Genomic DNA, 17,595 nt, shown 5'->3' on the forward strand with positions numbered 1-17,595 from the left:
GCTACCGTCTGCGCTACCGGCCGGTGAGCGACCAGGCGTCCTCTGAGCCGTCCTCGTCGCCGGAACCGCCGTCGGCGCCGTCGTGGTAGTCGATCGCCTGGGTGCGGTTCTCCAGGTCCGCGGCCACGAGGTCCTCGGCGTAACCGCCCTGGGCGATGTTCGCGTTGGCGTTATCGCTCAGCGCCGCGGTCTGCGAGTCGGCGGACACCGGACCGTCCTGTCCCTTCATCGCGGCCAGCACTGCGGCGAGGTCATCGGGCTTGACCAGCACGTCGCGCGCCTTGGAACCTTCGGAGGGCCCCACCACTCCCCTGGACTCCAGCAGGTCCATGAGACGGCCGGCCTTCGCGAAGCCGACGCGGAGCTTGCGCTGGAGCATCGAGGTGGAGCCGAACTGGGTGGTGACCACGAGCTCGGTTGCCTGGAGCAGGACCTCGAGATCGTCCCCGATGTCGTCATCGATCTGCTTCTTCTGCGCCTCGGGCGCGACGTCGTCGCGGTAGACGGCCTTGAGCTGGCCCTTGACGTGCTCGACGACCTTGTGGATCTCGGACTCGGTGACCCAGGCACCCTGGACACGCATGGCCTTGGAGGCCCCCATCGGCAGGAACAAAGCATCGCCCTGGCCGATGAGTTTCTCGGCGCCCGGCTGGTCCAGGACCACCCGGGAGTCGGTGACAGAGGAGGTGGCGAAGGCCATGCGGGAGGGCACGTTCGCCTTGATCAGGCCGGTCACGACGTCGACCGACGGGCGCTGGGTGGCCAGGACCAGGTGGATGCCGGCCGCACGGGCCAGCTGCGTGATGCGGACAATCGAGTCTTCGACGTCGCGCGGGGCCACCATCATGAGGTCGGCGAGTTCGTCCACGATGACCAGCAGGTATGGGTACGGCTTGATGACGCGCTTGGAATCCACCGGCGGGTGGACCTTGCCGGCCCGGACAGCCTTGTTGAAGTCATCGATGTGCTTGAAGCCGTAATTCGCGAGGTCGTCATATCGGGCATCCATTTCCCGGACCACCCACTGCAGGGCCTCGGCCGCCTTCTTCGGGTTGGTGATGATCGGGGTGATGAGGTGCGGGACCCCTTCGTAGGCGGTGAGTTCCACGCGCTTGGGGTCCACCATGACCATCCGGACCTCGTCCGGGGTGGCCCGCATCAGGATGGAGGTGATCATCGAGTTCACGAACGAGGACTTACCGGCACCGGTGGCGCCGGCCACGAGCAGGTGCGGCATCTTGGCCAGGTTGGCCACGACGTACCCGCCCTCGACGTCCTTGCCGACCCCCATGACCATGGGGTGGTCGGTGCGGCGGGCGTTCTGGCTGCGGAGCACGTCGCCCAGGGACACGGTTTCGCGGTCCGTGTTGGGGATTTCGATGCCGATGGCCGACTTGCCCGGGATGGGGCTCAGGATGCGGACATCCGAGCTGGCCACGGCATAGGAGATGTTCTTGGACAGGGCGGTGACCCGTTCCACCTTGGTGCCCGGGGACAGTTCGATTTCGTAGCGGGTCACGGTGGGGCCGCGGCTGAAGCCGGTGACCTGCGCCTCCACGTTGAACTGGTTGAGGGTCTCGGTGAGCGAGGCGACAATCGCGTCGTTGGCCTCGGTGCGTTCCTTGGGGATGGAACCGGGTGTCAGCACGTCCGACGCCGGCAGGGTGTAAGTGACGTCGCCGGCCAGGGAAAGCTGCTCGGTGCGCTGCGGAATGGGGGTGGGCAGCGGTGCGGGCGCGACCGGGTTGGAGGGGACCTTGGCGGCCGCAGCGGCGGCATTGAGCGATCCCGCGGCCACCATCCCCGGAGTGACCAGCGGGATGGCCTCGGTGGCGTCGCCGCTGGACTCCGCCGAAGCGCCGGCTGATCCTGCCGTGCCGAGGCCCTGGGCGGCTTTGATCTTTTCGACGGCGATCTCGGCCTGGGTGGGACGGCGGACGCCGGGCGCGACATCGGGCGCGGCGTCGGCTGCGACGCCAGAGCGCGCCTTGCCCCTCGTGCCCTTGACCGGAGGTGCGTCCGCTGCTTCGTCATCTGCGATGAGGGCGCGTTCGAAGGCTTCGTCGCCGACGTAGCCTTCCAGGCCGGACTCGTCGTCGTGGTCCTTGCCGAAGAGGCGCTTGCGCTTCTTCCTGGGCGGGGCCGGCGCGTCGTTCTCGTAAAGGTAGCTGCGGTCGTGGCGGTCGCCGCCGTCGTCGTCCTGCAGGTCGATGCCCATCAGGTGCTCGTAGGCGTCGCGCAGGCGGCCAGGGATCGCGCCGAAGGGCGTGGCGGTGACGATCAGCAGCGAGGTGAAGGCCAGCAGGCCGTAGACCGCGACGGGGACGGCGGTGTGCACGGCGGCGAGCGGGGCGGCGGCGAGGTAGCCGAGCATGCCGCCGGCCCGGCGCAGGCCGTCGAAGCCGTCGGCGACGGTCGGCTGGCCGCCAATGATGTGGGCCAGCCCGGAACCGGCGAACGTCATGATGAGGAAACCGATGCCGACCCGGTTGTTGCCGCGGCCGTCGTCGGGCTGGCGGAACAGGCGGAAGGCGCACACGAACAGCATGAGCGGCAGCAGCAGGGCCATCCAGCCGAACGTGCCGTTGACGATCGCAAACACGAGGTCAGGGAGCCAGCCCTGGAACCCCCACCACGCGAAGGTGGCAACGAAGACTCCCAGGGCCAGGTTGAACAGGGCGGCGCCGTCGCGGCGCTCCTCGGGGGCGAGGTCGCTGACGTCGTGGCCGACCCGCCGGATGCCGGCGCCGATCACGTGGGCGATGCCCAGCCAGGCACCGGCCAGCACCCTCACCACCCAGGGCTGGTGCGGCTCAACAACGGCCGACTGCCGGGTCCGCGCGGTGGCTGCGGTGCCACCTGCGGCTCCCCGCGGCCGGGCGGATTTGGATGCAGCGGGACGGGACCCCCGGCCGGGAGAACTGCCTGATTTGCCGCTTGAGTTTCCTCTAGGCGCGGAAGAAGTACGAGTCGCCATACCCGCCACGGTACCGGATGCCGGGCCGAAAACCCCGAATTTCCGGGCGTCCGGGATCATGTTGCCGCCACCACCAACGGGAACGGCCTCCCCCGCCTCCCGCGGCGCTCAGGCTGCGGGATGGCGGGGAAGGCCGTTGACCAGGCATGCGCCAGGTGCGAGTGAAGGACTTACGCCCGGTGAACCACCTGAGGCTTACGCCCGGCGAACCAACTGAGGCTTACGCCCGGTGAACCACCTGAGGCTTACGCCCAGTGAACCACCTGAGGCTTACGCCTCAAGGACCACCGGGATGATCATGGGCTTGCGGCGGAGCTTGCGGTTGACCCACGTGCCGACGACCCGGCGGACGACCTGCTGCAGCTGGTGCGTCGTGTGGTCCGTGCGGTTCAGCACGGCTTCTTCGAGGGCCTCATTGATCTTGGGGATGATCTCGTCGAAGACGGAATCGTCCTCCGCCACGCCGCGGGCGTGGATTTCCGGCCCGGACACCACCTTGCCGGTGGCACGGTGGATGACCGTGATGATGGAGATGAAGCCCTCATCGCCGAGGGTCTGGCGGTCCTTGAGGTCTGCTTCGGTGACCTCGCCGACGCTGGAGCCGTCGACGTAGACGAAGCCAACCTCGACCTGGCCCACGATGTCGGCCTGGTGGTCGCGAAGATCGATCACTGTGCCGTTGTCCGCGAGCAGGATGCTTTCCTCGGGCACTCCGGATTCGAGGGCGATCTTGCCGTTGGCGATGAGGTGGCGGGTTTCGCCGTGCACCGGCATGGCGTTGAGCGGCTCAAGGATGTTGTAGCAGTACAGCAGTTCGCCGGCGGCAGCGTGGCCGGAGACGTGCACCTTGGCGTTGCCCTTGTGGATGACGTCGGCGCCGAGCTTCAGCAGGCCGTTGATGATGCGGAAGACGGCGTTTTCGTTGCCCGGGATCAGGCTGGACGCGAGGATGACGGTGTCCCCCTCGCCGACGACGACGCGGTGGTCGCCGTTGGCCATGCGGGACAGGGCGGCCATGGGCTCACCCTGGGAGCCGGTGGACATCAGCACAACCCGGTTGTCCGGCAGGTTGTCGATGTTCTTGATGTCGACCAGGATCCCGGCAGGGACCTCCAGGTAGCCCAGTTTCGCGGCGATGGCCATGTTCCGGACCATGGAGCGGCCCACGAAGGCAACCTTGCGGTTGTGGTTGGCGGCGGCGTCGAGAACCTGCTGGACGCGGTGCACGTGCGAGGAGAAGGACGCGACGATGATGCGCTTGGAGGCCTGCCCGAACAGCCGGTCCAGGGTGGGCCCGATTTCCTTCTCGGCGGTGGTGAACCCCGGGACGTCGGCATTGGTCGAATCCGACATGAACAGGTCCACGCCTTCTTCGCCCAGCTTGGCGAAGTGCCGGAGGTCGGTGATGCGGCCATCCAGCGGCAGCTGGTCCATCTTGAAGTCACCGGTGTGCAGGACGGTGCCGCCAGAGGTGCGGAGGAACACGGCCAGGGCGTCCGGGATGGAGTGGTTGACGGCGATGAACTCGCATTCGAAGGGCCCGTACTTCTCGACCTGGCCCTCGACGACGATCTTCGTGTTCGGCTTGATCCGGTGTTCCTGCAGCTTGGCCTCGATGAGGGCCAGTGTCAGCTGTGAACCGACGATGGGGATGTCGGCGCGCAGGCGCAGGAGGTAGGGGACGGCGCCGATGTGGTCTTCGTGACCGTGGGTCAGGACTACCGCGACGATGTCCTGGAGACGGTTCTCGATGTAGGAGAAGTCCGGCAGGATGAGGTCGACGCCGGGCTGGGTCTCCTCGGGGAAGAGGACGCCGCAGTCAACGATGAGGAGCTTGCCATCGATCTCGAAAACGGTCATGTTTCGACCGATTTCCCCGATTCCGCCGAGCGGTACGATCCGCAGGGTGTTCTTCGGGAGGCGGGGCGGCGTGACAAGGCCGGGAAGGGCGGTTTGGGTCATAGTGCACTACTTTCCAGGCTGAAGCCGGGCTGGTTCTTAACCATCAGGATTGGCTCCCGATCAGGAAAAGACCATCCCCGCTTCCGCCAAATCCTCGCGGATGGTTGCGATCTCGGCCTCGCCCGGCTCCACGAGGGGCAAACGGACAACCGAGTTGGGCAGGACTCCCTGCCACTTAAGAACCTGCTTGGCAGCGACAGCACCCTGAATGTGGGTCATCACTGCGCGGACCACGGGGTCCAGTTCGAAATGTAGGGTGCGGGCGGTAGCAAAATCGCCTGCAAGTGCGGCATCGATCAGCGCACGGAATTGCCGCGTCGCGACGTGCGCGGAGACGCTGACCAGCCCGACGGCACCGGCGGCCATCCACGGCAGCGTGAGGCCGTCGTCGCCGGAGTAGACATCAAGATCGGTGTTCGCCAGGACGCGCGTGAGGGCGTTAAAGTCGGCCTTGGCATCCTTGAGGGCGACGATCCTGGGGTGGTCGGCGAGCCGGATCATGGTCTCGGGCAGGATGGGCACGCCGGCGCGGCCGGGGATGTCGTAGACCATGACGGGGAGGTCGGCGGCGTCGGCCACGGCCTCGACGTGCGCCTGGATACCGGCCTGGCTGGGCTTGTTGTAATACGGCGTGACGATCAGCTGGCCGTGGGCTCCGGCCTTGGCGGCGCGCTTGGCCATCTCGATCGAGTGCGAGGTGTGGTTGGTCCCGGTTCCGGCGATGACCTTGGCGCGGTCGCCCACGGCCTCGACGATGACGCGGAAGAGCTTCTCTTTTTCGTCGTCCTCGAGCGTGGAGGTCTCCCCCGTGGTGCCGGAGATCACGAGGGCGTCATTGCCGTCGTCTACGAGCTTGCTCGCCAGTTCCGCCGACTGCCGGTAGTCGACCTCACCGTCCGATGTGAAAGGCGTGACCATGGCAGTCACGAGGGTCCCGAACGTGTAAGAGCGAATATCAGAGTCAGCCATATGAAAAACGTTACCTTGTCTGCGGCATGTTAGGACAATGGCGGCGGTGTGACGAACGTCAAACTCGGCGGCCGTGCGTCACGTTTCGGCGGCCCGGCCGGACTCAGGGCCGCCGAAACCGCGCCAGCACACTGTATTGGAGACTCGCGGTCAGCACCTCGGTGCCGGAGCCGGCCGCCTGCCGGAGCGGGAGCCCGTCAGGACCCCAGAACCCGCTCAGGCCACACGAAGGGCCGAGCGGCGTGGCGCCCGCCAGGTTCGCCAGGACGGAGAACATCCGGTTGTCCATGGCCCGGGCGCCGAGATGCAGTGCCAGCCGGTGGTCTTCGCCGGCCGTGTAGAGGGCCGAGACGGCATAGATGTCCGCCCCGGTGTCCGCGGCCCATTCCGCATGGCCCGGGCGGGCTGCGTCGAAGCAGATCGCCAGAGCGACCTTCCAGCCGTCGATCTCCAGGACCGCGGGATTGCTGCCGGCCACGAACAGATCCTGCTCCGGTCCGTGCAGGTGCGTTTTGAAGCTGGTCTCGATGGAGCCTGTCGGATGGACCGCGAGGGCGGCCAGCCGCGGCATACCGTCCGCGTCTTTGAACGCGGCACCGACGACGGCGGTTATTCCGGTGCGCCGGCAGATTTCCCGGATGCCGTCCAGCCGCCGGTCAGCCGCGCTCAGCCACTCCCCGGGTCCGTCCAGCAGGTCCAGCCGGTATCCCGTCAGCGAGAGTTCGGGAAAGATGACAAGCCGGGCTCCATGCGACTCGGCGTCTTCGATCAGCCGGATGTGCTCGGGCACGTTGGCGGCAACGCCACCATCCAGGGCCTGGTATTGGACGGCGGACAGCGTCAACGCGGTGATTGAGCCAGTGGTCACCCTCCCATCCTATGCACCCCGTCTTTCGCCGGAGGGAGCCGAAGGTGCCGAGCAGTAACGCCCGACGGCGGTTTCGCGAAGGGCCTCTGCCCAGGCGGCTAGACGCTGGGCCGCCCGCACGTAGTCGAACAATTCGGTTGGAGTGAGGGCGTCGAGGTCCGTCTCGGCCAGCCGCCGGGCCAGCTCAGCTCCCGGCGGCACCGCGGCCAGCGCCGCACCTTCCTTCCCCCACTGAACGTCCTCGGCCGGCTCCCCGGCGACCAAGCGCCGGAAGAGGAAGTCCACGACGCCCGGGCTCATGGCTTTGAGGACGCCGGCCGCCGGCTCGCCACCGTTCGTCCGTCCGCCAGGCGTCGCGCTGGTCCATTGCGGGCCCGACGGATCCGGGCCCGGAAATTGTCGGCTTGTGGATTCCCGGCCGGTGAATTCGGGCTTCAGGAAGGCTGGCTCTGGGGCGTCGTTCATGCGCCCATCGTATTCGAACATATATTCGCATACAAGGGATGCCCGGAGAAGGATCGGGGCTGCGGGCAGGCCGAAGATGAGACGGTCACCGGGCCGATCGTGAGACGATCAGATGATGACGGCGCGCGGAATGACTACGGCTTCCCGGACCGTCCGGGGCACTCCCCCCGGCGTCCGGCTGGCCGGTATCGACGCCGCGCGCGGCCTGGCCCTGCTGGCCATGATGGCCACCCACGTGCTGGCAACCTTTGAGCCGGACCCGCAGCTCACGCCCACCTGGATCGGCCTGGCGTTTTCCGGACGGGCAGCCGCGCTGTTCGCCGTGCTGGCCGGAGTCGGGCTCGCCTTGTCCACGGGGAAACAGCAGCCGCTTGAGGGCGCCGAACTGCGGGGTGCCCGCAGAGGCATCGCCTTGCGGGCGCTCGTGATCGGTGCCCTCGGGCTCTCCCTGGGCGGGCTGGAAGTCAACATCGCGATAATTCTGGTCCACTACGCCCTGCTGTTCCTGTGCGTGCTGCCCTTTGTCGGGCTTGGGCTGAAACGCCTGGCCGCACTCGCGGTCCTCTGGATACTGGCTGCCCCCGCCCTGGCCTACCTCCTGCGGCCGTGGCTGCTGTCCGCCGATCCGCCCCTGCGGCTGGGGCACAACCCAAGCTGGGAGGATCTGGCCACCCCGGCCAGGCTGCTGGGCGACCTCTTTCTCACGGGCTACTACCCTGTCCTGCAGTGGATCGCTTATCTCCTGATAGGGCTGGTGATCGGTCGGATGGCGCTGTGGAAAGCGGCCGTGCCGTTCCTGCTCGTTGCTGCCGGCACGGTGGTGGCCGTCATGTCCAAGTGGCTGGGGACGCTCATGCTGGAGGACTGGGGCGGCAGGCAGGCCCTTCAGGCGCACATCGGCGATCCCGCCTACCCGCTGGAGAGCCTGCTGCAGGTCAACCTGGCCGGCATCGACCAGTCAGGCTCAGTGTGGTGGCTGGCCACGAGTGCACCGCACTCCGGCACCACGCTGGATCTGTTGCACACCTCGGGGGCCGCTGCCGCCGTGATCGGCCTGTGCCTGCTGCTGGGCCGGCTGGGCGACTGGCTGGAACTGGATCTGCTGCTGCCGCTGCGCGGAGCCGGGGCCATGACGTTGAGCCTCTACACGGCTCACCTGTGCATCATGGCCGCCCTGCACGACCAGCCCTTGATGCCGGGCTGGACCGTGGAGGGTGTGTATTTCGCGCAGGCTGTCGGGATGCTGGTGGCCGGCGGAGTCTTCGCGGCCATGGCGCGGCGCGGGCCGCTGGAGTGGGCGACCCATGCGGCCAGCCAGGCGGGCCGGCACCAGCCGGCCCAAGTCCGCCGGCCTCGACGCGTACGCTAAGTTCCGCCGCCGGGTCGTGCGCTAAGTTCCGCCGCCGGGCCCGGCGCGGCCCGGCAAACGGTGTTCGGCTAGTTCTTCTGCTCCCCGGCGCGGAACATCCGCACGGCGTCGCGCATTGAGGCGCGGGCGCGCTTGCGGTCTCCGGCAGCATCGTACGCACAGCTGAGCCGGAACCAGGAACGCCAGTCCTCGGGGGCAGCTTCGGCCTCGGCGCGGTACTTCTCAAATTCGGCGTCGGCGGCTTCGCGGATGATCCGGCCGGCGGGTGTGCGCGGCAGAGTGTCCTCCGGCAGGCCCCCCTCGGCTTCGAGGATCTTTGCCAACCGCTCAGTGCGGGCACCAAACAGCAGTTCCCGGATCAGGGCCCAGGCCCCGATGACCGGCAGCACCAGGTAGGCGACGCCGATCGCCTTCGCCACGAGGCTGGGGTCGGACATCAGGAGCACGGAACGCTGAAGGGACACCACCAGGTAAAACACGAGCAGCAGGGTGACGGCCCCCACCCAGATCTTGGTGCGGTTCGCTTTCAGGGCTGTCAAGGCAGCGGACATCTGACTCAGAGTCCCAGGTCCAGGTAACCGTCGAGTCCCACGGTGAGACCGGGGTGAGCGGCGACGCTGCGGATCCCCAGCAGCACCCCGGGCATGAAGGACGCACGGTCAAAGGAGTCGTGGCGGATGGTCAACTGCTCCCCCGGCCCGCCCAGCAGGACCTCCTGGTGCGCGACAAGACCGGCCAGCCGGACACTGTGGACCCGGATGCCGTCGACGTCGGTGCCGCGGGCACCGGCGAGTTCCGAGGTGGTGGCGTCCGGGCTGGACGGCAGGCCAGCCTCGGAGCGCTCGGCCGAGATCAGCTGTGCCGTGCGCACGGCCGTGCCGGAGGGCGCGTCGACCTTGTCCGGGTGGTGCAGCTCAATAATTTCAACGGATTCGAAGTACTTGGACGCCTTGGCGGCGAAGGCGGAGGCCAGGACGGAGCCGAGGGCGAAGTTCGGGGCGATCAGGACGCCGACGCCAGGCCGGTTGGCGAGGAGTTCTTCCAGCCCCGCGAGCCGGCCGGCATCCCAGCCGGTGGTGCCGACCACGGCGTGCATGCCGTGCTCGACGGCGAAGCGAACGTTCGCCTCGGTGCTTTCGGGGACGGTCAGGTCCACCACGACCTGCGCGCCGGAGCTGACAAGGGAGTCGAGGGGGTCGTTGCGGCCAAGGGCCGCGACGAGCGTCAGGTCCGCGGCGGCGTCGATGGCCTTCACGGCCTCTGCGCCCATGCGCCCGCTGGCGCCCAGCACGGCGACGGAGAGTTGTTCGGTCATGCCATCAACCCTACCGCCGGGGCCGCTGCGTTCCGGAACCGGCGGCGCTTGGTTACAGGGCCGCCGCCGGGGGCGACAGCCTGACCGCCACGCGGCGTGAGCAACGTTCCGCAAGGCCCGGCCCGCCGGCTCGATGGGTCACACGCCGACCCAGGCCTGTCAGGCTGGATTGACGCCCTTATGCCTGTCAATCTAAACTGACAGGCATGGAGACTGATGACCTGTCCGCGCATATTCATTCACTCGACCCCGCCGTCGGTCTGCGGGCGGTCGGAGCCCTCCATCGCCTGGCAGAACAGGTCGAGGCAGCGCAGGTCAGAGCTGCCCGACAGCGGGGATGGACCTGGGAGCAGATCGGCGACGCCCTGGGCGTCTCGCGGCAGTCCGTCCACGCAAAATACCGAGAGTGAGATCAAGCCATGTTTGAACGATTTGCCGACGACACCCGAAAGATCGTTGGCTTCGCCATGGACGAGGCCCGCTGCAGCGGCGACAAGCGGCTGGGCACGGATCATCTGCTGTTGGGGGCGCTCCACGATCCTGCTCCCGCCGCCCTTCTGGGTGTCACGCTCGATCAGGCACGGGCCGCGGCGGCGAGGCTTGACCGCACGGCACTCGCATCAATCGGTATAGATGCCCACGGCTTTGAGCGCGTCCCCATGCCCAGCCGGGGGAAGAAGCCGCCCTTCAGCTCGGGCGCCCGGTCGGTAATGGAAGGCATGCTTCGGTATGCCATGGACCAGAAGTCACGACAGATCACCACCGCGAATCTGCTGCTGTCGCTGCTGGACTGCCAGGAACACGATCCGGCAGCCGTGCTGCTCAAGGAACTGGGGGTCGACCGGGCGGGGGTCCGGCGCAGGGTTATTTCCTCCTGATCCGGAGCCGGCTTCCTGCCGGTCACCACGGCGTCTACTCGCCGGCGCCGACCCACTCCACGGTGCCGTCGGCGAAAAACTGTTCCTTCCAGATCGGCACTTGGGCCTTGATCCGGTCGACGAGTTCTGCACATACGGCGAAGGCCTGGCCGCGGTGGGCCGCCGAGACGGCGCACACCAGGGCCGGATCGCCGATCTCCAGCATGCCGATCCTGTGGGCCGCCCAGATCCGCACCGGCTGCCGCCCGTCCCGGGTGGCGCCGGCGCCGCCGGCGGCTTCCTCCGGAGATCCGCCGGGCGCGGCACTCCCGGCCGGGACCGAGTGCTCCGCCACAAGCCCGGCGACGACGTCGGCCATCACTTGGTGCGCCGTCGGGTGGGCGCTGTAGCTGAGCCGGGAGACCTGCTTGCCGCCGTCGTGGTTGCGGACGACGCCGCTGAAGCTGACCACCGCTCCTGCCGTGTCCGACTCCACCGCCGCGATGGCCTGCTCCACCGAGATGGGTTCGGCGCTCAGCACGGCGTGCACGATTTCAAATCCGGTATTAGTGCCCATGGCTGCCTTCCAGTTGGTCGCAAAGGTGTCCAACGATGGGATCCAGCACGGCCAGACCGTCCATCACGCCTTTCGGGGATCCGGGCAGGTTCACGATGAACGTCTGTCCGGCTGCGCCCGCGTGGCCCCGGCTGAGCATGGCCATCGGAGTCTTGGCCGTTCCGGCGTTCCGGATGCCCTCCATGATGCCGGGGATTTCCCGGTCCAGCAGGGGCAGCGTCTGCTCCGGAGTTGCGTCGGTGGGGCTCAGCCCGGTGCCGCCGCTGGTGATGATGACGGCCGGCTGCTGGCTCAGCAGGGCCCTCAGCGCGGCCCCGACCGGCGCCCCGTCCGGCACCACCATGGCGGGGAACGGCTCGAAGCCGTGTTCGGTGAGCCAATCGATGATCACAGGGCCCGTGAGGTCCTCATAGACACCGGAGGCCGCCCGGGTGGAGGCGATCACGACACCGGCCTTGCGGCCCGTGGCCTCGCCGTGGCGGTGGGGTTCAGGCATGTTCATAGGGTCCAGTCCCCGCTCTTGCCGCCGCTTTTGGCGAGCACCTTGATATCGGTCAGGACCGCGTGCTTGTCCACGGCCTTGATCATGTCGTACACGCTCAGTGCCGCGACCGTCGCCGCAGTCAGGGCTTCCATCTCGACCCCGGTGACGCCGCGTGTCTTGACCGTGGCGAAAATTGTCACGGCGTCGGTGTCGAGCTCAAAGTCGATGGTGACCTTGGCGATCGGCAGCGGGTGGCAGAGCGGGATCAGGTCCGGCGTCTTCTTGGCCGCCATGATCCCGGCGATGCGGGCCACGGCCAGGGCGTCGCCCTTCGGGAGCTCACCGCCGCCGAGGAGGGACAGGACCTCGGCCGTGCTGCGGACGGTCGCGGTGGCCGTGGCTTCCCGGGTGGACTGCGCCTTGTTGGACACATCCACCATCTGGGCCGTGCCGTCGTGGCGGAGGTGGGTCAGGCGGGTGTTGCCCACGGCTCTTTTGTCCGCTTCGCCGTTGCCCGCTTCGCCGTTGTCCGCCGGTGCGGCATCCGCTTCAGGGTTTTCTACATCATTCACAGGATCCATACTTCCACTTCGTCGCCCGCTGCGAGCGCCGCTGTTCCCTCTGGCACGTGGACGAGGGCGTTGGAACGGGCCAAGGCATGGACCAAGTGGGAGCCCGCGCCGCCCTCCAGCCTGACCGTGCCGTCCGGAGCCAGCGTGCCGCGCCGCACCTGGTGCTTGCCCGCCGGGGAGGTCAGCGGTTCGGCGAGGCGCGCGCGGACGGCGGGCCGGGGCGCCGGGGCGCCGAACAGTTCCGTGAGGACCGGGCGCAGGAACATTTCAAAGGACACCAGGCAGCTCACCGGATTGCCCGGGAACCCCAGCACAGGGACGCCATCGAAGCTGCCGATCCCCTGCGGGCCGCCCGGCTGCATCGCCACGGCGCCGAATTCGACGTCGTGTCCGGCCATTGCCTGCCGGACCACCTCGTAGGCACCTTTGCTGACGCCGCCGGTGGTGACGATCAGGTCCGCGGCGGGGGCGTGCCGGCGCAGCAACGCGGCGAGCTCATCCGGCTGGTCCGTGGAGACGCCGGTCCGTGTGACCTGGAGCCCGGCCTGGCGCATGGAGGACTCGAGCAGCGTGCCGTTGGAGTCGAAGATCTTGCCCGGTCCGAGCGGGCTGCCCGGTTCCACCACCTCGTCGCCGGTGGTGACCAGGAGGACCCGGAGGGAGGGACGGACGGGCACCTCCGTGTAGCCCATCGCCGCCAGCAGTCCCAGCTGGCCGGGGCCGAGGAAGGTCCCCGCGCTGAGGGCGAGCTCGCCGGAGCGGATGTCGCTGCCGGCGTCGCGCACGAACGTTCCGGCGGCGGCGGCCGGCAAGTGGACCGTGGCGGGCTCCCCCGGCACCGGGAAGGAATCGGGCACGGCCTGCTCGATGGGAACGACGGCGTCGGCCCCGGCCGGCATCATCGCGCCGGTCATGATCGGGGCGGCCGTGCCGGCGGCCAGTTCCGCCGGTGTGGCTCCGGCCGGGACGGGCGCGACGACACGCAGTTCCCTGCCGCCGTCGGGCACGTCGGCGCTGCGGATCGCGAAGCCGTCCATCTGCGAGTTGGCGAAGGGGGGAAGGTCCAGCGGCGCCAGGATGTCGGCGGCGAGCCCCCGGCCCAGGGCTTCGAGCAGCGGGAGCCGTTCCACCCGCCCCTCGGTGCGCAGGGGGGCCAGCAGGGCCCGCACCTTGTCCCGGTGTGCTTGAACGCTGACATGCCTTGTCTCGGTGCGGTGCATGCGTTTCCTGACCTCTGCTCGGCTCGCTAGGACTTCACGTCAACTCTAACCGTGTGATAACCCGTGGCTCCGTTCGGCGCGACCGGTGCGGATTCCTCGGCCTGCGGCACGCCGTCGAGGGCTGTGGCCCGGACCTGGACCTCATATTGTCCCGGCTCCAGCGGCAAGGCCAGCTTCCACTGGTACCAGGTGTCCTTGGAGATGCCGGGGGCCAGCTCGGCCTGATGCCAGTCGCCGCGGTTGACCCGCAGCTCCACCTTGCCGATGCCCGTGTGCTGGGCCCACGCGACGCCGCCGAAGACAACCGTCCCGCCCTTCACGTTGGCCCCGTCGCGCGGCACGTCAATGCGGGACGATGTCTTGATGGGCCCGCGCTCGCTCCAGCCGCGGGGCGTCCAGTAGGCGACGTCGTCCGCGTACCGGGTCACTTTCAGTTCGGTGACCCACTTCGTGGCGGAGACGTAGCCGTACAGCCCGGGCACGATCATCCGGACGGGGAATCCATGTTCGAGCGGAAGCGGTTCCCCGTTCATGGCGACGGCCAGCAGCGCGTCGCGGTTGTCCGTGAGGGCCTCCAGCGGGGTCCCTGCCGTCCAGCCGTCCGTGCTCCGGGAGAGCACCATGTCCGCCCCGGGCTTGGGGCCGGCCATGGCGAGCAGTTCGCGCACCGGCCAGCCGAGCCAGCGGGCATTGCCGATCAGGTCCCCGCCGACCTCGTTGGAGACGCAGGCGATGGTCACGTGCCGTTCCGTCAGGGGTTTGGCCAGGAGAGTGGCGAAGTCGAGCTCGATCTCCCGTTCCACCAGGCCCGTGACTTTCAGCGTCCATTCCGCAGGATCCACCAGCGGGACGCGCAGGGCGGTGTCGATCCGGTAGAAATCCCTGTTCGGCGTCACGAGCGGGCCCAGTCCGTCCAGCCGGATCTCGGCGCCGGCCGGGATGGGCGGCGCGGGAGCGGCGGGCACCGGGAGGACCAGCTTGCTGCGCACGTCGCTGACGACGGCGGCCGCTCCCCTGAGGGTGGAGGCGAGCACACCGGCGACGGCGGCAACCGCGGCTGTCCCGCCCAGCGCCAGCAGGAACCTGCGCCGGGCGGGCCCGGCTTCGTTGGCTGTGGCATCTGCAGGCGCCACGGCAGGGGCGTCCTGCGGAGCCGGCTCAACCGGTGGTGTTTCCGGCGGGCCGGACGCCACCGCCGGTCGCCGGCCGGCATCGGGTTGCCACTCCAACAGTTTCCGGATGAGCCACCGCAACAGCGCGATCCCCACCAGTGCCACCAGCACCGGGACGGGGATGGCGTTGGCGGTCAGGTCGGCCCGGCTCAGCACGGCCACGAGCCCTACCGCGCCGAACACCGCGATGAGAATCACCCCGGCGAAACGGCGCCGCACTTCGAGGACTCCGGAGAGCGCCGCGAGCGCGGCGATGACCAGTGCCATGCCGCCCAGGAGTGCCACCTTGTCCGCCGTGCCGAACAAGGAAATGGCCCACTCCTTGACGCCGGGCGGGACGGTGTCGATCACGGCCCCGCCGACGGCCGTCACCGGAGACACCGTGGGGCTCACCAGGCTGGCCGTGAGTTCACCGAGGACCACCGCCGTCCCCACGGCCACCAGTCCGGCCCCGGCGGCCCACAGGTCCCGGGACTGCCGCTGCCGGACTCCCGGTTCCGTATGCTGCTGTTCCCTGCCGGCGAGTGTGCCGCCGGTTTCCTTCCCCTGCCCGTCAAAGCTGACGCCGCTGCTCACTGTGCCCATCCCGTCCGGAGTTTTTCCTCTACCGCGTCGCGCGGAATCCTGTTGTGTGCTCCCTCGGCTGTTGCTGCCGGGGCTGCTGCTCCCCCGGCAGCAGGCTCCCCGGCAGAAGTGCCGTGGCTGCCACCCGGCTTCTGGCCGGCGGCTCCCTGGCCGGGGAGCAGCAGCGAGAACCGGCATCCGCCGTCGACGTTCTCCACGGTGACGGTGCCTTGATGGGCGCTGACGATTCCGGCGACAATGCTCAGGCCAAGGCCGGCGCCGCTGTAGCGCATGACGCCTGCCGGCTCATCCGGCCCGGGCGCCCGGAAGCCGTCGCCCGGGGTCGCGCCATCAGGGGCCATTCCGTCCAGTCCGTCGTCCGGGGCGGCCCAACGGCCGGTCTGCCGCCGCGCCGGGTCCTTCTGCCAGCCGGTTTCGAACACATGCGGGAGGTCCGCTTCGGGGATCCCGCCGCAGCCGTCGGTGACCGCGACGACGGCCCGGTCACCGTCCCGGCCGACTTCCACGGTGACCCGCGAGCCGGGTCTGCTGTGGACGATCGCGTTGAGCACGACGTTCCGGATGGCACGCCCCATCGAGGGGCCGTCGGCGAGGGCCAGGCTTTCCCGTTGGCCGCCGCCGTCGAGCGTAATGCCGTGCTGCTCCGCCAGCGCGGCGAGGTCGGCAATGGCGTCGCTGGCGAGGTCGTACAGGTCCAACGGCTCGGCCTTGAGCCGCATAGTTCCGGCATGGATCTTCGACAGTTCCAGGAGGTCGTTGACCATGCCGGCCATGAGGTCGGTCTGCGCGATGAGCTTGCGGTAGTAGGCGGGGACGTCCGCGGCCATCCCGTCTTCCAGGGCCTCGGTCATGGCGCGCATGCTCGCCAGCGGCGTCCGCAGGTCGTGGGAGATCCAGCTGACCAGTTCGCGGCGGGCGTTTTCGACGGCGGCCTCCCGCTGCCGGGAGGCCTCCAGCATCCGGCTGCTGGATTCGAGCTCGGCGGCGAGGGCGGCAAGTTCGTGGCTCATCACCGGGGACTGGATCCCGGGGCTCTCGCCGCGGCCGATGCTCCGGGCAGCCTCGACCAGCGCCTTGGCGTTCCGCGAGACCCTCGCTCCGAGCACGAGCGCGATCGAAACAGCCACGGCCGAAGCCACGGCCAGGACGTACCACATCACTTCGAGGTCCCGGGCCGAGATGAACATCGCGTTGAAGGCGCTGACCATTCCGGCCGTCAGGACCGCCACGGCGGCGAGCACCACCACACAGATCTGGACCGCGAACGAGGCCCGGCGCAGGGATTTCAGGATGAGCAGCGACGCGGCCCCGATCACGGCTCCCCAGGCCAGGGCCCAGCCGATGATGGTCAGGAGTTCAGAGGTCTGCATCGGCGGACTCCTCCTCATCGCTGGGGTCCAGCCGGTAACCCACGCCCCAGACCGTTTTCAGGACGGAGGGGCGGGTGGGGTCGTCCTCGATCTTCTCCCGCAGCCTCCGCACGTGCACCGTGACAGTGGACAGGTCCCCGTAGTCCCAGCCCCAGACGGCTTTCATGAGTTCCTCGCGGCTGAAGACCTGCCGGGGACGGCGGAGCATGAAGGCCAGAAGGTCGAACTCCCTGGCCGTCAGCGCCAGGGGCCTGCCATGGCGGGAGACGGTGCGTGCGGCCGGGTTGAGGTCGAAACCGCCCACTTCGACGGAGGGCTCCGGGCTGAATTCGGGAATGCTCCTGCGCAGGACCGAACGGACCCGCAGTACCAGCTCACGGGGCGAGAAGGGCTTGGTGACGTAGTCGTCAGCGCCGGCTTCCAGGCCGAGGATCCGGTCGTCTTCCGTTCCAAGGGCAGTGAGCATGATGACCGGGACACTGTGTGCGGCACGGAGCCGGCGGCAGACTTCCACACCATCCAGGCCCGGCAGCATCCGGTCCAGCAGGACGAGGTCCGGGCGGCGTTCGGCCGCAAGGCGCAGGGCCGTGAACCCGTCGGCGGCGAGGACCACCTGGTATCCAGCCTGGACGAGGTAGTCCCGGACCACTCCCGCGATGGTCGGTTCGTCCTCGACGAGGAGGATGCGCCGGTACTCCGTTGCGTCCGGGGCCGGCTGGGTCTTGTTCACGCTTCCAGCATAGGTTCGCGGCCACGGTCCGGGCAGGGCTCCGGACCCCCGCCGGACATCGTTCCCGAATCCGTAATATCCGTGCCGGCATGCGGCTGTGACG

At 68.7% G+C, this 17,595-nt stretch carries 17 protein-coding genes; 3 read left to right on the plus strand and 14 right to left on the minus strand.

Annotation, left to right across the window (positions count from 1 at the left end; translation table 11 throughout):
* Window positions 1-13: 13 nt before the first annotated feature.
* The 5 genes from AC1DBX_RS15640 to AC1DBX_RS15660 form a co-directional block, all read right to left on the minus strand.
* Window positions 14-2,977, minus strand: coding sequence for an FtsK/SpoIIIE family DNA translocase (locus AC1DBX_RS15640; RefSeq protein ID WP_476932178.1), 2,964 nt, complete (start codon window positions 2,975-2,977; stop codon window positions 14-16).
* A 270-nt stretch (window positions 2,978-3,247) separates the two neighbouring features.
* Window positions 3,248-4,939, minus strand: a complete 1,692-nt coding sequence (locus AC1DBX_RS15645; RefSeq protein WP_476849451.1) for a ribonuclease J — start codon at window positions 4,937-4,939, stop codon at window positions 3,248-3,250.
* Window positions 4,940-4,999: 60 nt separating this feature from the next.
* Window positions 5,000-5,908 (minus strand): 4-hydroxy-tetrahydrodipicolinate synthase, encoded by a 909-nt coding sequence (dapA, locus tag AC1DBX_RS15650; RefSeq protein ID WP_223913994.1) that lies wholly within the window; start codon window positions 5,906-5,908, stop codon window positions 5,000-5,002.
* Between the two features lie 103 nt (window positions 5,909-6,011).
* Window positions 6,012-6,776, minus strand: coding sequence for a carbon-nitrogen hydrolase family protein (locus AC1DBX_RS15655; RefSeq protein WP_476932179.1), 765 nt, complete (start codon window positions 6,774-6,776; stop codon window positions 6,012-6,014).
* A gap of 9 nt (window positions 6,777-6,785) precedes the next feature.
* Window positions 6,786-7,241, minus strand: a complete 456-nt coding sequence (locus AC1DBX_RS15660; RefSeq protein ID WP_230010794.1) for a hypothetical protein — start codon at window positions 7,239-7,241, stop codon at window positions 6,786-6,788.
* 115 nt (window positions 7,242-7,356) lie between these two features.
* Here AC1DBX_RS15660 and AC1DBX_RS15665 point away from each other — a divergent pair, with 115 nt between their 5' ends.
* Window positions 7,357-8,610: a heparan-alpha-glucosaminide N-acetyltransferase domain-containing protein gene (locus AC1DBX_RS15665; protein WP_476932180.1), complete on the plus strand. Its 1,254-nt coding sequence runs from the start codon at window positions 7,357-7,359 to the stop codon at window positions 8,608-8,610.
* A 68-nt stretch (window positions 8,611-8,678) separates the two neighbouring features.
* On the opposite strand, the gene AC1DBX_RS15670 is transcribed toward AC1DBX_RS15665, so the two are convergent.
* Window positions 8,679-9,161, minus strand: coding sequence for a hypothetical protein (locus AC1DBX_RS15670; RefSeq protein ID WP_223913998.1), 483 nt, complete (start codon window positions 9,159-9,161; stop codon window positions 8,679-8,681).
* Between the two features lie 5 nt (window positions 9,162-9,166).
* Window positions 9,167-9,925, minus strand: coding sequence for a 4-hydroxy-tetrahydrodipicolinate reductase (dapB, locus tag AC1DBX_RS15675; RefSeq protein WP_476932181.1), 759 nt, complete (start codon window positions 9,923-9,925; stop codon window positions 9,167-9,169).
* A gap of 206 nt (window positions 9,926-10,131) precedes the next feature.
* Here dapB and AC1DBX_RS15680 point away from each other — a divergent pair, with 206 nt between their 5' ends.
* Both AC1DBX_RS15680 and AC1DBX_RS15685 read left to right on the plus strand, forming a co-directional pair.
* A complete protein-coding gene (locus AC1DBX_RS15680) occupies window positions 10,132-10,335 on the plus strand; it encodes a helix-turn-helix domain-containing protein (RefSeq protein ID WP_223914000.1) in 204 nt (67 codons plus the stop codon).
* A 9-nt stretch (window positions 10,336-10,344) separates the two neighbouring features.
* Window positions 10,345-10,803: a Clp protease N-terminal domain-containing protein gene (locus AC1DBX_RS15685; protein ID WP_476856433.1), complete on the plus strand. Its 459-nt coding sequence runs from the start codon at window positions 10,345-10,347 to the stop codon at window positions 10,801-10,803.
* Between the two features lie 34 nt (window positions 10,804-10,837).
* Here AC1DBX_RS15685 and AC1DBX_RS15690 read toward each other — a convergent pair whose 3' ends face one another.
* Genes AC1DBX_RS15690 through AC1DBX_RS15720 form a run of 7 tightly spaced genes read right to left on the minus strand, consistent with a single transcriptional unit; the run spans window position 10,838 to window position 17,492 of the window.
* On the minus strand, window positions 10,838-11,359 hold the full coding sequence (locus AC1DBX_RS15690; RefSeq protein ID WP_476932182.1) for a molybdenum cofactor biosynthesis protein MoaE: 522 nt from the start codon (window positions 11,357-11,359) through the stop codon (window positions 10,838-10,840).
* Window positions 11,349-11,861 carry a MogA/MoaB family molybdenum cofactor biosynthesis protein gene (locus tag AC1DBX_RS15695; RefSeq protein WP_476849444.1) on the minus strand — a complete coding sequence of 171 codons (513 nt, stop codon included), beginning with the start codon at window positions 11,859-11,861 and terminating at the stop codon, window positions 11,349-11,351. Before AC1DBX_RS15695 ends, AC1DBX_RS15690 begins: the two co-directional genes overlap by 11 nt.
* Window positions 11,858-12,415, minus strand: coding sequence for a cyclic pyranopterin monophosphate synthase MoaC (moaC, locus tag AC1DBX_RS15700; RefSeq protein WP_476849443.1), 558 nt, complete (start codon window positions 12,413-12,415; stop codon window positions 11,858-11,860). Before moaC ends, AC1DBX_RS15695 begins: the two co-directional genes overlap by 4 nt.
* Window positions 12,412-13,635: a molybdopterin molybdotransferase MoeA gene (locus tag AC1DBX_RS15705; RefSeq protein WP_476872793.1), complete on the minus strand. Its 1,224-nt coding sequence runs from the start codon at window positions 13,633-13,635 to the stop codon at window positions 12,412-12,414. Before AC1DBX_RS15705 ends, moaC begins: the two co-directional genes overlap by 4 nt.
* A gap of 26 nt (window positions 13,636-13,661) precedes the next feature.
* The gene (locus tag AC1DBX_RS15710; protein WP_476932183.1) at window positions 13,662-15,392 is read right to left on the minus strand and encodes a molybdopterin-dependent oxidoreductase; all 1,731 of its coding nucleotides are present in this window, start codon (window positions 15,390-15,392) and stop codon (window positions 13,662-13,664) included.
* Entirely contained in the window at window positions 15,380-16,762 is a 1,383-nt protein-coding gene (locus AC1DBX_RS15715) for a sensor histidine kinase (protein WP_476932184.1), read from the minus strand. The genes AC1DBX_RS15710 and AC1DBX_RS15715 overlap by 13 nt, the downstream gene beginning before the upstream one ends.
* Entirely contained in the window at window positions 16,749-17,492 is a 744-nt protein-coding gene (locus AC1DBX_RS15720) for a response regulator transcription factor (protein WP_079551342.1), read from the minus strand. Before AC1DBX_RS15720 ends, AC1DBX_RS15715 begins: the two co-directional genes overlap by 14 nt.
* Window positions 17,493-17,595 lie beyond the last annotated feature (103 nt).

The organism is Arthrobacter sp. 10N44_2 (assembly GCF_056394385.1).